This is a genomic window from Rickettsiales bacterium Ac37b (genome assembly GCA_000746585.2).
Taxonomy (GTDB): Bacteria; Pseudomonadota; Alphaproteobacteria; order Rickettsiales; family Arcanibacteraceae; genus Ac37b.
Genome location: CP009217.2, coordinates 1,167,734 through 1,189,380 on the forward strand (window position 1 = coordinate 1,167,734; position 21,647 = coordinate 1,189,380).

A 21,647-nucleotide genomic window follows, 5' to 3' on the forward strand; every position below is an offset into this window, starting at 1 on the left:
ATTCCTCCAAATTAATTATATCCCTAGCTCTTACTTATATACTCTTTTTTTCTTCCATCAACCCTTGAAATTGTACACCTAGGTCGCATTAAATCATTCATACCAGCATCTACTACCAGAAAATTACGCCACTTAGTTTCTTTAACATAAGTTACTCTAGTAACAACTATACCACTATTACCCACAATGAATCTACCAGGCTCTAAAACTAATTCACAGCCTGTCTCTAATGCACATTTTTCTGCTAAAATAGCATATTCTTTTAATGGAAATAGTATATCAGCTTGCAAATATGGTATTCCTATACCCCCTCCTAGATCTATCCTTTTTATATTATGTCCTTGCTTATTAAGAGTATGCACTAATTGTGTCATTAATATAAAAGTACGCTGAAACGGTTCTATTTCTGCAATCTGGGAACCTATATGGGTAGAAATACCCACTAATTTTATATAGTGAAGACTTTGAATTTCCTTAGCTATTTTTTCTATTTCAGTCCAATAAATACCAAATTTATTATCTTTTTTACCTGTAGAAATTTTGTGATGAGTCATCCCATCAACATCAGGATTTACTCTTAAAGCTACATTAGCCTGTTTTCCTAATTCTCCAGCTATCTGATTTAATAATAATAGTTCTGCTTTAGATTCTATATTAAACTGCAATATATTTTTTTCTAGAGCAAATTTAAGCTCCTCATATGTTTTGCCTACACCAGAAAATACTATTTTATTTGGGGCAATACCACTTTTAAGGGCTCTAATAATTTCTCCCTTTGAGACAGCATCAGCTCCACCTCCAAGCGAAGCTATAATTGATAATACTGCCAAATTAGAATTTGCTTTAACGGCAAAACAAATTAATGGCTTAATAGCGGTAAAACAATTTTCAAGTAATAAATAATTATTTAATATACTATTATATGAATAGCAATAAAAAGGGGGTTCTAAAGTTTTGATAATATTTTCAAGAGCTATAGATTCAACATGCAAACTATTATTTAAATAATAAAAACTTTCCATAACCCCTGATTCCTATGTAATACAAACTCGGTATTACATATAATGACCTCCATTAACTGAAATAGTTTCCCCTGTAATAAACCCTGCATCATCGCTAACTAAAAATAAAACAGCTCTGGCTATTTCATGGGGCTCTCCCATGCGACCTACTGGTATTTGCTGAACAATTTGATCTAATACATTAGATTTAATATTTTCTACCATATCAGTTTTTACATACCCAGGTGCTATAGCATTAACAGTAACGTTTTTAGGGGCATTTTCTCTTGCTAGCGCCTTGGTAAAACCTAGCACCCCAGCCTTTGCAGCAGAATAATTAGTTTGCCCTATTTGCCCAGTTAATCCATTAATCGAGCTTAAGTTCACTATTCTACCAAAAAGTTTCTCTCTCATCTGAGTTAATACAGCATGTGACATATTAAAGCAAGACACAAGATTAGTTTGTATAACTTCAGACCAATCTAAATAATTATGCTTATGCATAAATCCATCTCTTGTAATACCTGCATTATTAATTAATACATCTACAGAGGCTCCATATTCATCTTCAATTTTCTTGATATTGTTCTTACATTCATCAAAATTCGCTACATTCCATTTATAAGTTTTTATCCCAGTTTCAGCTTCAAAATTTTTTGCTGTTTCCTCATTTTGGGCATAGTTAACCACAACTTTATAACCTGTATTTTGTAAGGAAATAGCTGTTGACTTACCTATACCTCTTGTACCACCAGTAACGATTGCTAAACGTGTCATAATTTTTCCTCTTAAATAAAATATAATTATTTTGCCTCTACGCACATTGCAACACCCATCCCCCCACCTATACATAGTGTTGCAATACCTTTACGCACAGATCTTCTTTTCATCTCATGTAATAACGTAACCAATATTCGTGCACCCGATGCACCAATTGGATGCCCTAAAGCAATAGCTCCTCCATTAACATTCACTTTAGTTATATCCCACCCTATTTCCTGATCAATTGCAATTGATTGAGAAGCAAAAGCCTCATTTGCCTCTATTAAATCTAACTGAGTATGCTGCCAACTAGCATTCTTAAGAGCTTTCTCCACAGCATAAATAGGCGCAATACCCATAATGGCCGGATCTACTCCTGATTTTCCCCAAGATTTTATAGATACAAGTGGTTTTTTACCTAATTTTTTTGCCAACTCTGCAGACATTAAAAGTAAGGCTGCAGCACCATCATTAATGCCAGAAGCATTCCCTGCAGTAACTGTACCATTTTTATCAAAAGCCGGACGTAATTTACTTAAAATTTCTACTGTAGTACCATGCTTTATAAATTCGTCCTGCTCTACAATAACTTCACCTTTTTTACTTTGAATCTTTACAGGAATAATTTCATCTACAAACTTTCCTGATTTTTGTGCAGATTCAGCTTTATTTTGAGAATTACAAGAGAATTCATCTTGCTTGCTACGCGAAATATCATATTTTTTTGCTACATTTTCTGCTGTAATACCCATATGATAATTATTAAACGCATCTATTAATCCATCTTTAATCATCATATCAACTAGGTTAGTATCTCCCATTCTTACACCAGTACGCACATATGCAGCATGAGAGGTCATAGTCATACTTTCTTGACCACCCGCTATTACTATGTCATTTTCTCCTAACATAATAGACTGAGCAGCAAGCATCACTGCTTTCAGCCCAGAACCACATACTTTATTAATTGTAAAAGCTGGAATATTATTGGGTATACCACTATTCATTGAAGCCTGACGGGCTGGATTTTGCCCACATGCCCCTGTTAATACTTGTCCCATCATTACTTCTGAAATCATATTTGCATCTACATTATTCCGATCTAGTAATGCTCTTATCACTATTTCTCCTAGCTTATGAGCCGCTATACTAATAAAAGCTCCATTTAAATTACCAATAGGAGTACGTACTGCGTCTACTATCACTACTTCTCTTGTTTGCATGACATTGCTCCGCATATATTATTACACTTCAAATATTATAAAATAGCATAAGAATTAATTTAGCGTTAACGTTATAAAATAAGTTTTAATTAGTGATTCATTAATATTATTATAAGGTATATATGTTAAATATTTTGTTACTTATGAAGAAAAACATCAATACTTTATTATAATAATTTATTTTATTATATATTTAATGTTTGTTAACAACCTCCTATATATTGCTTATTTTGACGACTAACATAATGTAAAATAGCTATTAAACAGCTATTTTAGTTATTTACATAATAAATGAGATTATTTTCTTGCAAAATAAAATAAACTTCGTTATATATATCCCGATCTTATGAATGTAATAGATATTTTAAAAATTAGAACGTTGATTTGTTTATATCAGTCTTCGTTATTCAGTATAAAAAGGGCGATTAGCTCAGTGGTAGAGCGTCTCGTTTACACCGAGAGGGTCGGCAGTTCAACCCTGTCATCGCCCACCAAATCCATAAAGTAAGGATATCATTATCAGAATAGTTACTTAATACTTACAGTTTAAAAAAGTTATCGTTTATTAATAATAAATATATATCGGAGAACTTGTTTTAGTTTTTAAATCTATCAATAATAGTTTTAACCTTAAAGGATTATATTCTATGAAAAATAAAATATTATCTTCTATAATTTTCATTACATTGTCTGGGTGTATCCCCAATGTACATGCAAAGAAATCTGATGCACAGCAAACTGTTAATAATACCCACTATAAAGTTGGTAAACCTTACAAAGTAAATAATAGACAATATAGCCCTAAAAAACATACCAACTATACAGAAGTTGGCATTGCATCATGGTATGGTAGTAAAGCTGATAAATTTCATAATAAAACTACTGCTAATGGTGATATATACAACAAACGCTCTCTCACTGCAGCACATAAAACTCTACCAATGCCTTGCATGGTGCGCGTTACAAATTTATCAAATAATCGTTCTGTAATGGTAATGATCAACGATCGTGGTCCTTTTGTACCTGGCAGAATAATTGATTTATCTGAAAGAGCTGCTGAAATATTGGGTATGAAGAGTCGTGGAATTGCCAAAGTAAAAGTAGAATATTTATCTAATGAATCTAAGGAGCTATTATCTGCCATGCAATTACCAGAAGTTGAGGGTATGAAACCGCGTACTTTAGATAAAGGATATGAATATGTAGAAGCAAAAAATAGTAATTCCAAAGAAAGTAATGGTTATGATATTACGCCTTTGTTTGTACAACTAGGTGCCTATAAAAACAAAAATAATGCTGAACACATTGTACAAAAGGCGGCTAATTTAGGGCAAAATGCTCATATTACAGAAGTAAATAATGTAGATTCAGTTCTATATAAAGTACGTATAGGACCATTTTTTAAACCAGAGATTGTCCAAAATTTACTATCTAATCTAATTGCAAGTGGACATAATAAAGCCACTATAGTAGCAGACAGTAATATATAAATTATTATAAAAAATAGTATAAATCCCTGTAAAAAATGTTATATAGTAAATTGATTTGAATTTGGGACGCAATTAGCTCAAAGCTCTCCTACTATAGCTTTTTCAGCTTCCTTAGTAGATAGGGCAGATAGAGCGAAACCTACTTTTTGTTAGGTTAGTGAAGAGTGACACATATGCTAATTTCAAATCAAGAAACTATATTTGTAGGCTTCTCTTATCACTCTTAGTCCCAAATATAACTTAATTTACTATAGTGAATGCCATTTTAACCATTTAATACATGTTTTATTTTCATGGATAAGTTAACCTTAGGATTACCTTTAGATTTTAATGATTTATATCAAACAGAAGGTTTAGAAAAATTAGATTTATTCTTTTTAAATGAACTAAAAGAATCTAACATTGAGCTATATAATCAATTACTTTTTTTGCGTTCTAATAATAAAGACTTAGAGGCCAAAAACTATAGCAATTTTATTATAACTTTAGCTCCTTATTTAGAAGATTTTTTTGCTAAATTATTTGATATTAAGCAAGAAATATATGCTCTTTATGATAAGCATAATGCTTTTGCTAAAATTTATGAATTTAAACGTAATTTTATTCAGCGCAAAGCTTTAAAAACATGTACAAGAGAACAAGCCCATGAACTAGATGGAAAAAAACTACACCTCCAATTAGAAACTCTTTTTGCAGATAGTTTTAGTGAAGCACTTTATATTCACCATGTTCAAGTTTGGCTGAAAGAAAATGAAGAAGAAAAGTTACAGATAGCCTCTTTATACGCATGCTGGGCTATCTTCTCCACGCAAGGACAAAAGCTTTATCATAACAGTATTATATTTAAAATACCTAATAAGCTAGATTTTGATCATTTAGTTCCTATAGATAAATATGAAAATAATAATTTATCTTATATTAAGACACAGGAACAGCTACATGCCAGACTTGACTTTTCTTTAAACGATGCAGGTATTGATCCTAATTATGCCCTTGATCAAGCACATTATTGTATTTATTGCCATAATCAAGGAAAAGACTCTTGTTCTAAAGGGCTCAAAAATAAGGATAATAACAATTTCCAAAAAAATTCTTTAGCTAATGATTTAACTGGCTGCCCCCTCGAAGAAAAAATTTCAGAAATGAATTATTTGAAATCTAAGGGACATATAATTGGCGCTTTAGCTACAATTATTATTGATAATCCTATGGTTGCAGCTACCGGACATAGAATATGTAATGATTGTAGCAAAGCTTGCATTTATCAAAAACAAGAACCAGTGAATATCCCGCAGGTAGAAACTTCAGTGTTACAGGACGTACTTATCCTACCTTGGGGATTTGAAATATATAGTCTTCTTACCAGATGGAATCCTTTAAAGTTAATAAATTATTTACCTCATAAACATAATACCTATAAAACATTAGTCGTAGGACTAGGACCTGCAGGATTTACAATTAGCCATTATTTCCTAAATGAAGGTTATATAGTGACTGCTATAGATGGCCTAAAAATTGAACCCCTTCCTCCAGAACTCTCTGGTATTACTCCTTTTGGAAAACGCGTACAATTTAAACCCATATATTCTGTCAGTGAATTATATGAACCTTTAGAAGACCGTGTTCCTGGTGGTTTTGGAGGAGTTGCTGAATATGGTATTACAGTCCGGTGGAATAAGAATCACTTAAAAATTTTAAGATTATTACTTGAGCGTAGAACCAATTTTAGAATGTATGGAGGCACTAGGTTTGGTAGTAATATTACAGATATTCAGGCATTTGAACTTGGTTTTGACCATATTACCCTAGCCATGGGTGCTGGTAAACCAAATATTATACCCTTTAAATCAGGTATTAATAAAGGAGTAAAGATGGCATCAGATTTTCTGATGAATTTACAACTTAGCGGCGCAGCACGTCAGTCATCAATAGCTAATTTACAAATAAGACTACCTATAATAGTTATAGGAGGAGGCCTCACAGCCATAGATAGTGCGACCGAAGCTTTAACCTACTACCCTATACAAGTAGAAAAATTCCTTACCCGTTATGAGAAACTCATAGAAAAATACGGTAAAGCATATATACGAAGTAGTTGGACTGAAGAAGATATAATAATTGCAGATGAGTTTATCACTCACGCAACAGCTCTGCGTAGTGAAAAAAATAAACCTAAACCTGACATTTTAAAATTACTGAACAGCTGGGGTGGTGTCACGATTATGTATCGCAATAGCTTTACCAATTCACCTAGTTATCGCATTAACCACGAAGAAATTGTGTACGCACTAAAAGAAGGTATAAAACTTATCGAAAATTTGATACCAGAAGATATAGAACTTGATAGATTCAATGCTTGTGCTAGTTTAATTAGTAAAAACATTCAGGGACAAAAATTTAATTTACCTGCTAAAACTATTTTAATTGCAACTGGCACTTCACCTAATATCATTGCTTCTCAAGAAATGCCCAAAACCTTTAAAATTGCAGGCAAATATTTCCAGGTCATAGATAATCAAGGCACACAAGTAGAGCCAGAATTTATTTCTAAGCCTAATAATATTCATGTACTTACTTACTTAAATCAAGATCATAAAGCTATTAGTTTTTTAGGAGATCTTCATCCCTCTTTTGCAGGAAATGTAGTAAAAGCCATGGCTTCTGCTAAGCAAGGTTTTACAGTAATTAAAGATACTATTTATAAAGTACCATCTACCAATAATCTAAACACCGAACAATTTTTTCAAGAATTAGATTCTTTACTAATACCCTATGTAGAACAAATAAATACTCTTTCAGAAAATATTGTAGAAATCCTAGTAAAAGCCCCTTTGGCAGCTAAAAATTTTCAGCCTGGGCAATTTTATCGTTTTCAAAATTATGAATTTTTTGCCAATAAAGTTCAAAATACCAACTTAGCAATGGAGTCCATAGCCTTAACTGGTGCAAAAATAGATAAAACACTTGGTACAGTTTCCATGATTACCTTAGTAACTGGTGGATCTAGCAGTTTATGCACATCTTTACCCCTTCAGGAACCTATCATACTCATGGGCCCTACCGGTACGCCTACACATATTCCCCAAAATGAAACTGTATTACTTATAGGAGGAGGACTCGGCAATGCCGTGTTATTTTCTATAGGTGAAGCATGTCGCCAAAATAATTCTAAAGTATTATATTTTGCAGGTTATAAAAAATTTACAGACCGTTATAAAATACAGGAAATTGAAGAAGCTGCTGATCAAATTGTATGGTGCTGTGATGAAGGTCTATTTACTGATCATAGACCAAATGATTTAACATTTCATGGTAATATAGTAAATGCTTTGATTAGCTACGCAACCGGTCAACTTGGTAAAACAACTATACATCTTTCTGAAATCAACCGCATTATTACTATAGGCTCAGACAAAATGATGTTTGCGCTTCAGCAAGCAAGAGAAACTTCTCTAAAACCATATCTTAACCCTAATCATATTGCTATTGCTAGTATCAATTCCCCCATGCAATGTATGATGAAAGAAATTTGCGCGCAATGTTTACAAAAACATTCTGACCCTATTACCAAAAAAGAAACATATGTTTATAGTTGTAATAACCAAGATCAATCTATGGATTTAGTAGATTTTGCTTATTTATCGAATAGACTAAGCCAAAATAGTGTGCAGGAAAAACTGACCAATTTATGGATAGAGCATTGCTTATCTTAATAATATTTATTTCTAAGCTATTCCAGATATATAAATTTGTGTTTTAATTTTTATTGCATCGCATAATTATAAATTACTTACTTAATATACTTTGAATATACTTCTGAGCCTATAAATTTTCCTTGGTCGCTTAATTCCTCTTCTATTCTAATTAGCTCATTATATTTTGCTAATCTTTCAGATCTAGCTAAGGAACCTGTTTTTATCTGACCAGAATTAGTAGCCACAGCAAGGTGAGCTATGGTTGTGTCTTCTGTTTCACCTGAACGATGTGAAATAATAGTATTATAACCAGCCTTATAAGCTACATTAATTGTTTCAAGAGTCTCAGTTAAAGTACCAATTTGATTAGGTTTTATTAATACTGCATTAGCATAATGATTTTTTATACCTTCTTTAAGTAACTTTACATTAGTAACAAATAGGTCATCCCCTACTAATTGCACTCGATTACCTATAGATTCAGTGATCATTTTCCAACCAGTATAATCCCTTTCAGCCATAGGATCTTCTATAGATAAAATAGGATAATTATTTACTAACTTTTCATAATATTCTACAAGTTTTTCACAAGTAAGCTTTTTATTTTCACCAACTAAATTATATATACCATCTATATATAATTCTGAAGCAGCACAATCTAATGCTATAAATACATCACTACCAGCTTTATAACCAGCTCGTTCGATAGCTTTCATAATAACATCTAACGCTTCATAACTGCTCTTCATTTGAGGAGCAAAACCACCTTCATCACCCACGTTGGTGTTATAACTAGACTGTTTTAAGATATCTTTTAAAACATGAAAAATTTCCGCTCCCATCCGCACCGCATCCTGCATCGTATGACTATTTACAGGAACAATCATAAACTCTTGGATGTCTATATCATTATCAGCATGTACTCCACCATTTAAGATATTCATCATAGGCACAGGTAAAGTATTACTGTTAATACCTCCTATATATCTATATAGAGGCATATAAGAAGCTGAAGCTGCTGCCTTTGCAACAGCAATAGATACAGCTAATATACTATTAGCGCCTAATCTAGATTTATTTTCTGTACCATCTAAGTGAATTAAAGCATGATCAATAATAGACTGATCACTAACATCCATACCAAGTATGGTATCTACTATTTCCCCATTAATAGCACTAATCGAGCTTAATACACCTTTACCTAGATATCTATTCTTATCACCATCACGAAGTTCCATAGCTTCATAAGTGCCAGTAGAAGCACCACTTGGCACAGATGCTCGACCTTTATGCCCACCACTCAAATGCACATCAACTTCAACAGTTGGAAAACCTCTGCTGTCTACAATTTCTCTAGCTATGATATCAATGATTTCTAACACTAACTTACCCAAACTTCTTTTTAAAACTATATAACAAAGATATTATATATGGTGCCGCCAGAAAGAATCGAACCTTCGACCTCATCATTACCAATGATGTGCTCTACCACTGAGCCATGGCGGCTCCTATACGAAACCATTTTGGAACATGCCATATATAATGAATTTAGGCAAGAGATTTTTTAGAATTTTATTTTAAATTACAGCAAATTAATTTGTATTAGAGCAAAAAGCTAATGGTACAACATATATCATTACATGATTGATAAGCACCCAAACCTCTAATTAAAGTGAAAGCTATATTTAGTAATAAAGCAATATAACAAAACTATTTATTTAATATCATTTAGTTAAAATAAGCAACTTAAATAATATAAAATTAGCCCTGACAAGCTTTAAAGCGAGGGTTAGCTTTATTAATTACATAAACTCTACCTTTACGTCTTACAATGCGACAATTTTTATCACGTTGTTTAGCTGATTTTAGTGAACTTAATATTTTCATAATAAAAACCTAATAATTTAATAAGAAAATGAAAAAGTAATACTTATAATCTTAGCTGTCAAGCTATTATTCTACGGTTACTGATTTAGCCAAATTACGAGGCTGATCCACATCAGTACCTTTATATACCGCAACATAATATGCCAGTAACTGCAACGGTATCACATAAATAAACGGACTAATAAAAGGGTGTACATCCGGGATATTAATACTATTCCAGCTTACATCTTTTAAAAACTTATTACCCTCTAAAGTACTCATAGTAACAATTTTTCCACCACGTGCAGCTATTTCCTGAATATTAGACACCATCTTAGAAAATAGTTCATCATATGACGCTATTGCTATAACTGGTATATTTTCATCAATTAAAGCAATGGGACCATGTTTTAATTCACCAGCTGCAACAGCTTCAGCATGTATATATGAAAGTTCTTTTAATTTTAAGGCACCTTCTAGAGCAATTGCATATGAAGTACCTCTACCGATATAAAGCACATTATGAAAACTAGATAATTTTTGAGCAACATTTTTAATTGCATCATCATTCTGTAATAAAGATGAAATTTTTCCTGGCACTTCCATTAATTTATTAGTAAACAACATCAATTCTTCTTTAGTAATTTGGTTACGCTTATCCGCTATCCCGAGTACCAAACAAGCTAAAGTCATAAGCTGAGCTGTAAAAGCTTTAGTAGAAGCTACTCCAATTTCTGGTCCCGCATGCACTCTAAAACTATATTCTGCTTCTCTCTCCATAGAACTGTCTGCAACATTTACAATTGCAATTGTATGTTGCTTATGGGATTTTGCAAAACGTAATGCAGCCATAGTATCTGCTGTTTCACCTGACTGCGAAATAAAAATTGTTACTCCATTCTGAGGTAGGCATATATCTCTATATCTAAATTCAGAGGCAATATCAACTTCCACCGATATTTTTGCTATTGATTCAAACCACTGCTTAGCTACCATAGCAGCATAATATGATGTCCCACAAGCAATTATAGTAATCTTGGGGATATTGAGTACATCAAAAGTTAACTTTGGTATAGTTATAGTTTCTTTTTGCAGATCAAGATAAAATCCTAAACTATCTGCAAGCACCGTAGGTTGTTCATAAATTTCTTTCTGCATAAAATGTTTATAATGTCCCTTATTACTTATAAGATCAGCATGGCTTAAAATATTAACTGTCTTATCTATTACATCACCAGTATGATAATTAAGGAATAAAGCTGAATCTCTGGTTAATTCTACCATTTCTCCATCTTCAAGATAAGAAATTTTATTAGTAAACTCACCCATTGCATAACTATCAGAACCTAGATACATTTCCCCCTCGCCATATCCAATAGCAAGAGGAGGACCATTCTTAGCAGCTATAATTAAATTATCATCATCTCTAAAGACTACAGCAATAGCAAAAGCACCCTCAAATTCATGCAGTGCGTTATAAACAGCTTGCTTTTTATTTTTAAACTGGTTTAAGTAGTGATCTATTAAATGTAATATAACTTCAGTATCAGTTTCAGTAGTAAATACATAACCTAAATTTTCTAATTTCACTTTTAAAAGATGGTAATTTTCAATAATACCATTATGTACTACCGCTATTTTATCACTATAATGAGGATGAGCATTATTCTGACTAGGAACTCCATGAGTTGCCCAACGAGTGTGTCCTATGCCTATATTACCTATTATAGGTTCTTTATTATATACTTCTTCAAGAGCTTTAATTTTACCTTTTACTTTCAAACTATATAATTTATTGTTCTCAACAGTTACAATTCCAGCGGAATCATACCCTCTATATTCTAAACGTTTTAGACCTTCTATCAATTTTGACGCGGCATGTGTATTGGTTAACACACCTATTATTCCACACATAAAATGATTCCATATAATTTGTTATACATAAGAGATCAATGTTTTACTAATTCACACAATTAATTTCTTTAAAATTTATTAAATAGCTGTTAAAATAGTGTATCTTACTTTATATATTTCTATGTAAACTTAAAGTCTTATAAATGCAATAAAATGTTTTTGCATTTTAAATATATAATTGTAGAATCAACAAAATTCTAATATATTTTTTGAGATTTATGGATATTGATTTAGCTACTAATAATATAATTTCTACATCTGATTATTTATTTGATTTAAATAAAGATCAACGCGATGCAGTATGCACATTAAATGGTCCTCTTCTTGTACTTGCAGGAGCAGGCACAGGGAAAACACGTGTTTTAACTACTAGAATAGCCCATATTATATTGTCTAACCATGCCACTCCAAGCCAAGTACTTGCTGTTACTTTTACCAATAAAGCTGCGAAAGAAATGCAAAATCGTATATTAAATATGGTTGATGCTCAAGGCTTATGGCTTGGCACTTTTCACTCAATTGCAGCTAGAATATTAAGGCGTCATAGTGACTTACTTGGACTAAATAGTAACTATAATATTATTGATGCGAGTGATCAATTAAAATTAGTTAAATCAACTATGGCAAATCTTAATATAGATGATAAGCAATATAACCCTAAAGCAGTTTTAAATGTAATTCAGCGCTGGAAAGATACAGGCCTCTTACCAGAAAAAATATCTTCTTCTGATATCACATCTTATCTCCTAGAAATATCCTTTAGTGTTTATAAAGAGTATCAACGTAAGTTGTTATCTTCAGATGCTGTAGATTTTGGTGATTTACTATTATATAACATTAAACTGCTTACTATGCATCCTACTATTTTACAGGAATATCAACATAAATTTCGCTATATACTTATAGATGAGTATCAAGATACTAACATTGCGCAATATATATGGGTAAGGTTTCTTGCTGGGCATCATAAGAATATATGTTGTGTTGGCGATGAAGATCAATCGATTTTTAGCTGGCGTGGTGCAGAGTTAGATAATATTTTACGTTTTGAAAAAGATTTTGGTAATGCAACTACTATTAGATTAGAACATAACTATCGCTCAACTCATCAAATAGTTTCTGCTGCTTCACATGTGATCTCCAATAATAAATTAAGGCTAGGCAAAAATTTATGGACTGACAAAGTAGGACAAAAAATAAATTTAGTCTCGGCATGGGATGATAAAGAAGAAGCTAGATATATTATCAATGAGATCATGCACCTCAAACAAAATCATGATATTAATCTTGGAGAGGTAGCAATTTTAGTGCGCGCTGGATTTCAAACTCGTACTTTTGAAGAAAGCTTTTTAAGTTATGCGGTTCCTTATAAAATTATAGGAGGTCTCCGATTTTATGAAAGAGCTGAAATAAAAGATGTTATTGCTTATATTAGAGTTACAGTGAATCATAATGATAATCTTGCTTTAGAACGTATAATTAATTTACCCAAAAGAGCTATAGGTGATGCTACAATAAAATTGATTTCTGAGCATTCGCGAATACATGATATCTCTTTTTTCTCTGCTATAGAGAATATGCTAAATAATAATGAATTTAGACCTAAAATAAAGGCCTCTTTACAAATCTTAATTGATAACTTTAAAAAATGGCATTCTTTACTCTCTATTAAGCCCCATCATAAGGTTATAGAGCTAGTTCTCGAAGAATCTGGTTATATCAATATGTGGAAACAGGATAAAACTCTTGAAGCAGAAGGACGTTTAGAAAATATTGAAGAATTAATAAAAGCTATACAAGATTTTAATAATATCACTGAGTTTTTGGAACATGTTGGCTTAGTTAATGTTACGGATACCGAAGATATTTCCAATATGGTTAATATAATGACTCTTCATGCTGCAAAAGGTTTAGAATTTAAAACGGTATTCCTACCTGGATGGGAGGAAGGTGTTTTTCCTCATCAAAAAATATTAGATGAAGAAAATGCCAAACAATTAGAAGAAGAAAGAAGGTTAGCTTATGTTGGCATGACTCGTGCAAGAGAGAGGCTATATATTTTATTTACACTTTATAGACGTATTTATAATCAATATCAAAATAATACTCCTTCACGTTTTATTACCGAATTACCTGAAGAACATTTAGAACGTAAATCTGCTTCTTATCACAATAATAGTTTCTAATAGCTAAGAGGTTTTTTTATATTATGAACGATAACTATATATCCATTCGTCCTAGAAGATTACGCTACAATTCTGCTATTAGAGATTTAGTAAGAGAAACTATTTTAACAGTAAATGATCTAGTACTGCCAGTTTTTGTAATTCATGGCGCCAATATTAAAAACCCTATTCCCTCTTTGCCAGAACATTATCAATTAAGTATTGATATGCTAGATACCGAAATAAAAGAAATCATTAGTTATGGTATCAAAGCTGTTATTTTATTTGGTATACCAGAAATAAAAGACTCTTATGGATCACATGCCTATGAGGAACAGGGAATCATTCAGCAAGCAATAAAGAAAATTAAAGATATAGCTCCGCATTTATTAGTTATTTCTGACCTTTGTTTTTGTCAATATACAGATCATGGCCATTGTGGTATTGCAGTAGAGCATAATCATACTCTAGACATGGATAATGATGCCACTCTGAATCTGTTAGCAAAACAAGCTATAAGCCATGCAAAAGCTGGAGCAGATGTAATAGCTCCTTCAGGCATGGTAGATCATATGGTGTATGCGATTAGAAAAGCTCTAGATAATTCTGGATTTAATAAAATTCCTATTATGAGCTATGCAGTAAAATATAGATCTGCTATGTATGGACCTTTTGGGGCAGCTGCAGGAGGAGCAGCAAAAATTGGTGATAGAAGTAGTTATCAAATGGATTTAGCTAATAGTTATGAAGCTATAAAAGAAGCAGAACTTGATATTAAAGAAGGCGCTGATATTTTAATTATAAAACCAGCTCATACTTATTTAGATATAATTTACCGTATAAAAGAATTATATCCATATATTCCTATAGCTGCCTATCATGTAAGTGGCGAATTCGCTATGCTAAAGGCTGCTATTCAAAATGGCTGGTTAGAAGAAAAACGTACTATATTTGAAGTCGTTACCTCCATTAAAAGAGCTGGCGCTAGTATTATAATCACTTATTTCGCCAAGGATCTAGCAAAGTGGCTTAATGATTAATCTCTATGCAGTTTGAGATTATACCATCTCTAAACTAAGCTAAAAAACTACAAATAGTTTAACAAACGCCAAGTGCTAATTTTCCCCTGTATATTTTAAAAGTTGTAATAATTGGCTTAGGACAAGAAACTATATATTGAGCATAGTTAAATTTTGTTAATAATATTTACAGGTCTCTTGACGTTAATGAAATTATTCATTATTATGAAACATATTTCTTTATATATGAGGTATATATGTCAAAGAGAAAAGATAAAGGTAAACAAAGAGAGGATGATATTATCCCTAGCTCTCAAGAGGTTAAAATACATTCTGATACTAAAACGTTGATTAAAGATCTACCTAGCATTATTAAAGAGGGTATTAAAAAACCAGGCAATATACTTAATTTAAGTATTATAGGATTTGCTGCAGTATGTAATGCTATACTTGCTCATACTAGTTTAACAGTAAGCTTTATATTAGCTGGCATAAGTTGCCTACAACCTGCTGTTACTGATTTTGGTTACAATTATAAATTAATAAAAAATGAGTTATTAAAAAATAAGGATATAAAAACTTTGCAGGATAAAGCCTTAGAAATTACCAAATTTATTTGGCCTGGAATTGTGGCTGTGGTAGTTGGAGCATTATTTTTTGGTCTGCATATCCGTTTATATAACCAAGGGGCTGAAATTATGAGTTCAGTACTCCTTGCGGTTGGAACCTTTATTGCAGGTAGCGCGCAGATGTTAGTGAAACCTATGATTAAAAGGGAAGTGGCGAGAAAAAATCCCCCTGCTCCAAGCATAGAAGGAATAGAACTAGGGCTATCACCTCTAATTCAAGCAGCTCAGGAACTTGAACGGGAAGCTATTGATAACACCCTAAATCAAAAAGTAGAAGAACTCAGTAAATTCATTACTACACGAAATAATACATTCCGGACTAAAAGCGCTGATATCAAGCAAAATGTTATGGATCAACGGGTACAACTTGAACAAATTATTAGGGAAAAAAATGATTTACAGGAACTTAATAAAAAACTTAATACAAACTTAGAGGTTCTTACCCAAGATAAAGAACTATTAGCTCAACAGCTTGAGCAAGAAAAAGTGAATGGAGAAAAATTACAAGAAATTCTCAGTAATTTACAACAAGAATTACATGCTCAAACACAATCAAATAGTAGTTATAGGATAAAAAATAGCAATAGTTCTAATGATCAGATCTCGGTTATTACACGTTAAAAAATAATTTATCAAGAAAATAGGTAATCAAAATGAAGCAAAAAAATATAAATTTCCCACATGTAAGAGAGCTAAACTTTTTAGAACATATAGAGCAAATAGAGGGACAAAATCCTGAGGTTGATATAATAAACCTGCAGGATTCTAAGAGTAATAATCAAACCTATCTTCATAAATTAGCATACACTGAATTCTTTGGTTATGTGGCATATTTTTTAGAAAAAGGTGCTAACCTCTATGCATTTGATAATAGTAAGCTAAACCCTTTGCATTGCGCAAGTGGGCGCGCTTCATATTGCATAAAAAATAGTCAACATAAGTCTCTTGTTCCAGACAGTTATCAAATATTTAAGCTATTACTTAAGTATGAAGCAGAGCAAAGAGCGTACTATCCAAAAAAATACCAAGACTTACCTTGGCTTAAAGATCAGCAAGATAATATAAAATGCACTCCTCTAGTACGTGTAGAAAAATTGTATGAAGATACAGGTAAAGAAGTAGTACAAGAACTAAAAAAAGCACTTAAAGAACAAGAAGCTTATTATCAAGAATGTTTAGAAGCTAAAGCAAAAGGCATAGTTCTTACTCCATATCATAAAAAGTTTTTGCCAGAAATAATAAAATCAACATCCATAGCTGAAGAAAAGCAGGAAAAAACTTGGCAGGAAAAAACTTGGAGTGAAAAAATACTAGAAGGGCAAAACTCTAGCTTAAGGCATAGATCCAAATCAGATGAACCTTTGCAAACTAAACAAGAAGCAGCGATGAAATCAATTTCTAGATCCATGGAAGTAGAAAAATCAGAAGGAGAAAAAGCATCTTTACTGGATCATAATGGCCGTGATGAAGGAAGTTTTGTAGAAAAAATAATGGGATGGTTCACTACTGGCCAGAACTCCTCAAAGTCTAAAGGATTATAGCTTTTTAATTGGCAATAACAATTTAAAAAGCTATAGTTCAACATGGTATGGAAGTTATAGTAAATTCAATAAAAAATAATATATTACAGATTTAAATTAAAAAACTATAACTTGCCTTTCATAAGAAAAATGATATTACTTAACAAAATATTAAGTATAAATAGTTTAAATTAGCCATGCATAATACTACAGATTTAATAAAATTTATTATAGATGAATCCTTAAAAAAAGGGGCTGACATCGCTGAAGTTATCCAATCTTCTAGCCAATCTTTATCTGTTTCAACTAGATTAGCTAAGCGTGAAAACGTTAAAAATGCTGAATCACAAGCCATAGGGTTAAGAGTTATAATTGATGGTAAGCAGTCATTAGTTGCAACTAATGACTTTAATAAAGATTCTCTGCATAATCTAATTAGTAAAGCCATTCTCATGGCCAAGTCTGTACCCGAAGATCCCTATATTGATATTGCTAACACACCAGTGCCTAAATCAGAATTATTAGATTTACAGCTTTATGATGATACACTCATGGACTTATCTACCCTAACAGATCTTGCCAAACAAACCGAAGAAGAAGCTTTGAATGTAAATGGTATAACTAATTCCAATGGCGCAAAAGCTACATATGGTATTAATAGTTTTATTATTAGCAACAGCATTCATAACGAAATTTATAGCTATATTACTTCATTAAATAGTATCTCAGTTTCAATCGTAGCAGGCACCGGTACTGATATGCAAACCGACTATTATTATTCTATGGCTAGATTTGCCGGTGATTTAGAATCTCCGCACTCCATTGGTACTAAAGCTGCTAACCTTGCACTGAAAAAATTATTTCCTAAAAAAATTATTACTAATAATATTCCAGTAGTCTTTGCCCCAAGAGTTGCCAGTAGCATTTTATCTGATTTTATCAAAAGCATCAATGGTTATACTATTGCAAAAGGCGCTAGCTTCTTAAAAGATAAACTTCATACCCCCATCTTTTCCTCTGCTATTAATATCACTGATGATCCCTGGCGTACTAAAGGTATATATTCTACACCCTTTGATGATGAATGCGTTAAAAACCCTTCTCTAAATTTAGTACAAGATGGTATATTAACAAACTGGCTGTTAGACCTAAGCTCTGCTAAAAAGCTTGGATTACAGTCAAATGGAAGGGCTCAGCGCAGTTTTTCTTCTGTACCAATGCCTGGTTCTACCAACGTATTTTTTCATCCAGGAATATCTTCACCACAAGATTTAATTTCTAACATAAAATATGGATTTTATGTTACTGATCTATTTTCAACTGATCTAAATTTAGTAACAGGAGATTATAGCCGTGGAGCTGCCGGTTTTGCTATCGAAAATGGTGTAATTACTTATCCCGTCAATGAAGTTACTATAGCTAGCAATTTATTATCTATGTTTAAAACACTTTCATTAGCAAATGATTTAGAATTCCGTTACGGTATAGATTCTCCAACTTTATTAATTCCAAGTATGATGGTGGGAGGAGTATAATTTTGTCTTCATTTACTGTTCACGATTATAGTAATACGTATTTAATTAAAAGATTAATTAAATATTACATTAAACCTCAATTTAAAAAACTCACTATTTCAATCATATGTATGATCATTGTAGCAATTACCAGTGCATTACATGTATGGATGATTCAACCAGCCTTAGATCAGATTTTTTTAAACAAAAATCAACAATTATTGGTATATATACCAATCGCAGTTATATTATTAGCTGTAATCAAGGGAGGTGCTACTTATTTGCAAAATTACTTTATGAAATATGTAGGACAACGTATTGTTACTAATCTACAAAGTACATTATATGAACATTTAGTCTATTCTGATCTTGAATTTTTACAGAAACAGTCTTCTGGTAAATTAATATCACGATTTACTAACGATATTATTACGATGCGCGGTGCTGTTTCAAATATTTTAACTGGTATAGCTAAGGAATTGATTACAGTAGTATTTTTAGTCGCGTTGATGATTTATCAGGAACCAATCTTATCTTTTATTGCATTTATTGTATTTCCAGTGGCGGTTATACCTGTGATACGTTTAGGTAAAAGAATGCGAAAAATTTCCTATAAAACTCAAGAACATTTAGGAGAATATACTGCAAAACTAGATGATACTTTTCAGGCAATGCGTGTTATAAAATCTTACCAAAGAGAGCAATTCGAAATAGATAGGGCGCAAAATATTTTAGAACAAATATTTCATTTATATACTAAAGCTATTAGGACGGAAGCTCTATCCTCGCCTATTATGGAAACGTTAAGCGGAATTGCTATTGCCTCTGTAATTTGGTATGGAGGTATGCAGGTTATAGATGGTCATACTAGCCCTGGTAGTTTTTTTTCTTTTATTGTAGCTTTTATAGCAGCTTATAAACCTTTAAAAACTTTAACTGATCTTAATACCAACTTACAAGAAGGTCTAACTTCAGCACGAAGACTGTTTTCTATACTTGATTCAAAGCCTAAAATTATTAATGCACCTGACGCAACACCTCTTAACGTAATACATGGACGTATAATTTTTAATAATGTCTCTTTTGCCTATCCGAATGGATCATTAGCTCTTGATTCAGTACATTTGGAAATGCTTCCAGGAAAAACTATAGCTTTAGTGGGTCTTTCAGGATCTGGTAAGTCAACAATAATGAATTTGTTACTAAGATTCTATGCTATCAAAGAAGGATCTATAACCATTGATTATCAAGATATTAATACGGTAACTTTAGAATCACTTAGAGATTCTATTTCTCTTGTAAGCCAAGATATTATGCTCTTTGATGATTCTATATACGCCAATATTCAATATGGTAATCTAAATGCCACAAAAAAAGAAATTGTAGATGCAGCAAAAGCAGCTGATATTCATGATTTTATAATTAGCCTACCGGAAGGATATAATTCTTTAATTGGTCAGCATGGCAATAAACTTTCAGGTGGACAAAGGCAACGTATTTCAATTGCACGTGCTATTTTAAAAAACAGTTCCATTCTGCTGTTGGATGAAGCAACTAGTAGCCTTGATCCTATAACGGAATTTAAAATCCATAAAGCTTTAGCAGAACTTAATAAGCACCGTACCACTATCATTATAGCACATAGATTATCTACTATTATAGATGCCGATCTAATTTATGTCATGAAACATGGTAAGGTTATTGAATATGGCAATCATCAACAATTATTATTTTTAAATGGGGAATATAGCACATTATATAAAACTTATATTGAGCAAGAAAAACATTAATAACCAGCATAATCTATAATAAAAGCTGTTGACCTAAGATATAAAATAGTTCACACTCTTTATAAATTTAAAACATTATGTTTGGTAATATAAAAAATAGAGAAATCATAATATGTCAAAAACATTAAACATAGGTGACCCTGCACCAGATTTTACTTTAGATACTGATACAAGTAGCAAGCTCACTTTATCTTCTTTACGAGGTAAAAATGTTGTTTTATACTTTTATCCTAAAGATGATACTCCTGGCTGTACTCTAGAGGCAAAAGATTTTACCACTTCTCATGATCAATTTTTATTCTTAAATACAGTTATCATTGGTATTTCAAAAGATAATGTACAAAGTCACTCTAAATTTAAAGAAAAATATTGTCTTCCTTTTACCTTAGTGTCAGATTATAATAGTAAGGTATGTGAAGAGTATGGAGTTTGGACTGAAAAAAGTATGTTTGGTAAAAAATATATGGGCATTGAACGTACAACTTTTTTAATTGATCAACAAGGTATTATACGTAAAATATGGAATAAAGTATCTGTTGCCGGACATGTGGATGAAATATTAGAAACAATAAAACAATTATAAAGGTTTAATATGAGCAAATTATATCTATTAGTTTTTGTAATTTTCTTCAGTTTTTTCAATGTCACCATAGCTGTAACTGATAATAGTAAAAATGATAATACTGCTCTTAGTGATGCAGACCGAGAACAAGTCCAAAATCTAATTCATTTTCTTAATAATTTACCGCCAACCGTAAAAAAAGAAATTAGAGAATATCGTAAATATTATAAGGAACTTATAGAAGAAAGTCAGATATTATATGAAAGCCTTTCTAAAGATGCCAAAAATGCACTTAAAGAGGAAAAAGAACGTAAACAACACTTAACAACAGCTGCAAAAAAAGAATTAAAAAAATACCTAAAGGAATTAAATGATTAACTTTTTAATAAATTAATTCATATTAAGCAGAGAGGTAGACAACGCACCCAGTACAAAAGTATATAACAATCAACCATTCTTCTTAATTTACATTGCCGCAGCTATAGTAAAAACAGTTG

At 31.9% G+C, this 21,647-nt stretch carries 16 protein-coding genes and 2 tRNA genes; 11 read left to right on the top strand and 7 right to left on the bottom strand.

Annotated features, from left to right (window positions below; genetic code table 11):
• Positions 1–23: 23 nt before the first annotated feature.
• From lysA to phbA, 3 genes are read right to left on the bottom strand one after another with little or no spacing between them, the layout of a single operon-like run.
• A complete protein-coding gene (gene lysA / locus NOVO_05860) occupies positions 24–1,022 on the bottom strand; it encodes a Diaminopimelate decarboxylase (GenBank protein ID AIL65532.1) in 999 nt (332 codons plus the stop codon).
• Between the two features lie 33 nt (positions 1,023–1,055).
• Positions 1,056–1,778, bottom strand: a complete 723-nt coding sequence (fabG_2, locus tag NOVO_05865) for a 3-oxoacyl-[acyl-carrier-protein] reductase FabG (GenBank protein ID AIL65533.1) — start codon at positions 1,776–1,778, stop codon at positions 1,056–1,058.
• A 26-nt stretch (positions 1,779–1,804) separates the two neighbouring features.
• Complete coding sequence (gene phbA, locus NOVO_05870; protein AIL65534.1) at positions 1,805–2,986, bottom strand: Acetyl-CoA acetyltransferase; 1,182 nt, start codon at positions 2,984–2,986, stop codon at positions 1,805–1,807.
• A 419-nt stretch (positions 2,987–3,405) separates the two neighbouring features.
• On the opposite strand from phbA, the gene NOVO_05875 reads away from it, so the two are divergent.
• The 3 genes from NOVO_05875 to NOVO_05885 all read left to right on the top strand — a co-directional run bounded on the left by NOVO_05875 (position 3,406) and on the right by NOVO_05885 (position 8,189).
• Positions 3,406–3,480: transfer RNA gene (locus tag NOVO_05875), tRNA-Val, on the top strand.
• A 153-nt stretch (positions 3,481–3,633) separates the two neighbouring features.
• Positions 3,634–4,476: an RlpA-like protein precursor gene (locus tag NOVO_05880; GenBank protein ID AIL65535.1), complete on the top strand. Its 843-nt coding sequence runs from the start codon at positions 3,634–3,636 to the stop codon at positions 4,474–4,476.
• Positions 4,477–4,769: 293 nt separating this feature from the next.
• The gene (locus tag NOVO_05885; protein AIL65536.1) at positions 4,770–8,189 is read left to right on the top strand and encodes a Dihydroorotate dehydrogenase B (NAD(+)), electron transfer subunit; all 3,420 of its coding nucleotides are present in this window, start codon (positions 4,770–4,772) and stop codon (positions 8,187–8,189) included.
• A gap of 77 nt (positions 8,190–8,266) precedes the next feature.
• On the opposite strand, the gene eno is transcribed toward NOVO_05885, so the two are convergent.
• The 4 genes from eno to glmS all read right to left on the bottom strand — a co-directional run bounded on the left by eno (position 8,267) and on the right by glmS (position 11,951).
• Positions 8,267–9,553 carry an Enolase gene (eno, locus tag NOVO_05890; protein ID AIL65537.1) on the bottom strand — a complete coding sequence of 429 codons (1,287 nt, stop codon included), beginning with the start codon at positions 9,551–9,553 and terminating at the stop codon, positions 8,267–8,269.
• A gap of 49 nt (positions 9,554–9,602) precedes the next feature.
• A tRNA-Thr gene (locus tag NOVO_05895) sits at positions 9,603–9,677 on the bottom strand.
• Between the two features lie 255 nt (positions 9,678–9,932).
• Positions 9,933–10,058 carry a 50S ribosomal protein L36 2 gene (rpmJ2, locus tag NOVO_05900; protein AIL65538.1) on the bottom strand — a complete coding sequence of 42 codons (126 nt, stop codon included), beginning with the start codon at positions 10,056–10,058 and terminating at the stop codon, positions 9,933–9,935.
• 66 nt (positions 10,059–10,124) lie between these two features.
• Complete coding sequence (glmS, locus tag NOVO_05905; GenBank protein ID AIL65539.1) at positions 10,125–11,951, bottom strand: Glucosamine 6-phosphate synthetase; 1,827 nt, start codon at positions 11,949–11,951, stop codon at positions 10,125–10,127.
• A 218-nt stretch (positions 11,952–12,169) separates the two neighbouring features.
• Here glmS and pcrA point away from each other — a divergent pair, with 218 nt between their 5' ends.
• The 8 genes from pcrA (at position 12,170) to NOVO_05945 (ending at position 21,528) form a co-directional block, all read left to right on the top strand.
• Positions 12,170–14,137: an ATP-dependent DNA helicase pcrA gene (pcrA, locus tag NOVO_05910; GenBank protein ID AIL65540.1), complete on the top strand. Its 1,968-nt coding sequence runs from the start codon at positions 12,170–12,172 to the stop codon at positions 14,135–14,137.
• Between the two features lie 23 nt (positions 14,138–14,160).
• Positions 14,161–15,156 (top strand): Delta-aminolevulinic acid dehydratase, encoded by a 996-nt coding sequence (gene hemB / locus NOVO_05915; protein ID AIL65541.1) that lies wholly within the window; start codon positions 14,161–14,163, stop codon positions 15,154–15,156.
• Between the two features lie 236 nt (positions 15,157–15,392).
• Positions 15,393–16,385 carry a hypothetical protein gene (locus NOVO_05920; GenBank protein AIL65542.1) on the top strand — a complete coding sequence of 331 codons (993 nt, stop codon included), beginning with the start codon at positions 15,393–15,395 and terminating at the stop codon, positions 16,383–16,385.
• A gap of 32 nt (positions 16,386–16,417) precedes the next feature.
• A complete protein-coding gene (locus NOVO_05925) occupies positions 16,418–17,305 on the top strand; it encodes a hypothetical protein (protein ID AIL65543.1) in 888 nt (295 codons plus the stop codon).
• A gap of 176 nt (positions 17,306–17,481) precedes the next feature.
• Complete coding sequence (pmbA, locus tag NOVO_05930; GenBank protein ID AIL65544.1) at positions 17,482–18,819, top strand: Zn-dependent protease; 1,338 nt, start codon at positions 17,482–17,484, stop codon at positions 18,817–18,819.
• Between the two features lie 2 nt (positions 18,820–18,821).
• Positions 18,822–20,588, top strand: a complete 1,767-nt coding sequence (gene msbA / locus NOVO_05935) for a Lipid A export ATP-binding/permease protein MsbA (GenBank protein ID AIL65545.1) — start codon at positions 18,822–18,824, stop codon at positions 20,586–20,588.
• Positions 20,589–20,700: 112 nt separating this feature from the next.
• On the top strand, positions 20,701–21,171 hold the full coding sequence (bcp, locus tag NOVO_05940; protein ID AIL65546.1) for a Putative peroxiredoxin bcp: 471 nt from the start codon (positions 20,701–20,703) through the stop codon (positions 21,169–21,171).
• Between the two features lie 9 nt (positions 21,172–21,180).
• Positions 21,181–21,528 carry a hypothetical protein gene (locus NOVO_05945; GenBank protein ID AIL65547.1) on the top strand — a complete coding sequence of 116 codons (348 nt, stop codon included), beginning with the start codon at positions 21,181–21,183 and terminating at the stop codon, positions 21,526–21,528.
• Positions 21,529–21,647 lie beyond the last annotated feature (119 nt).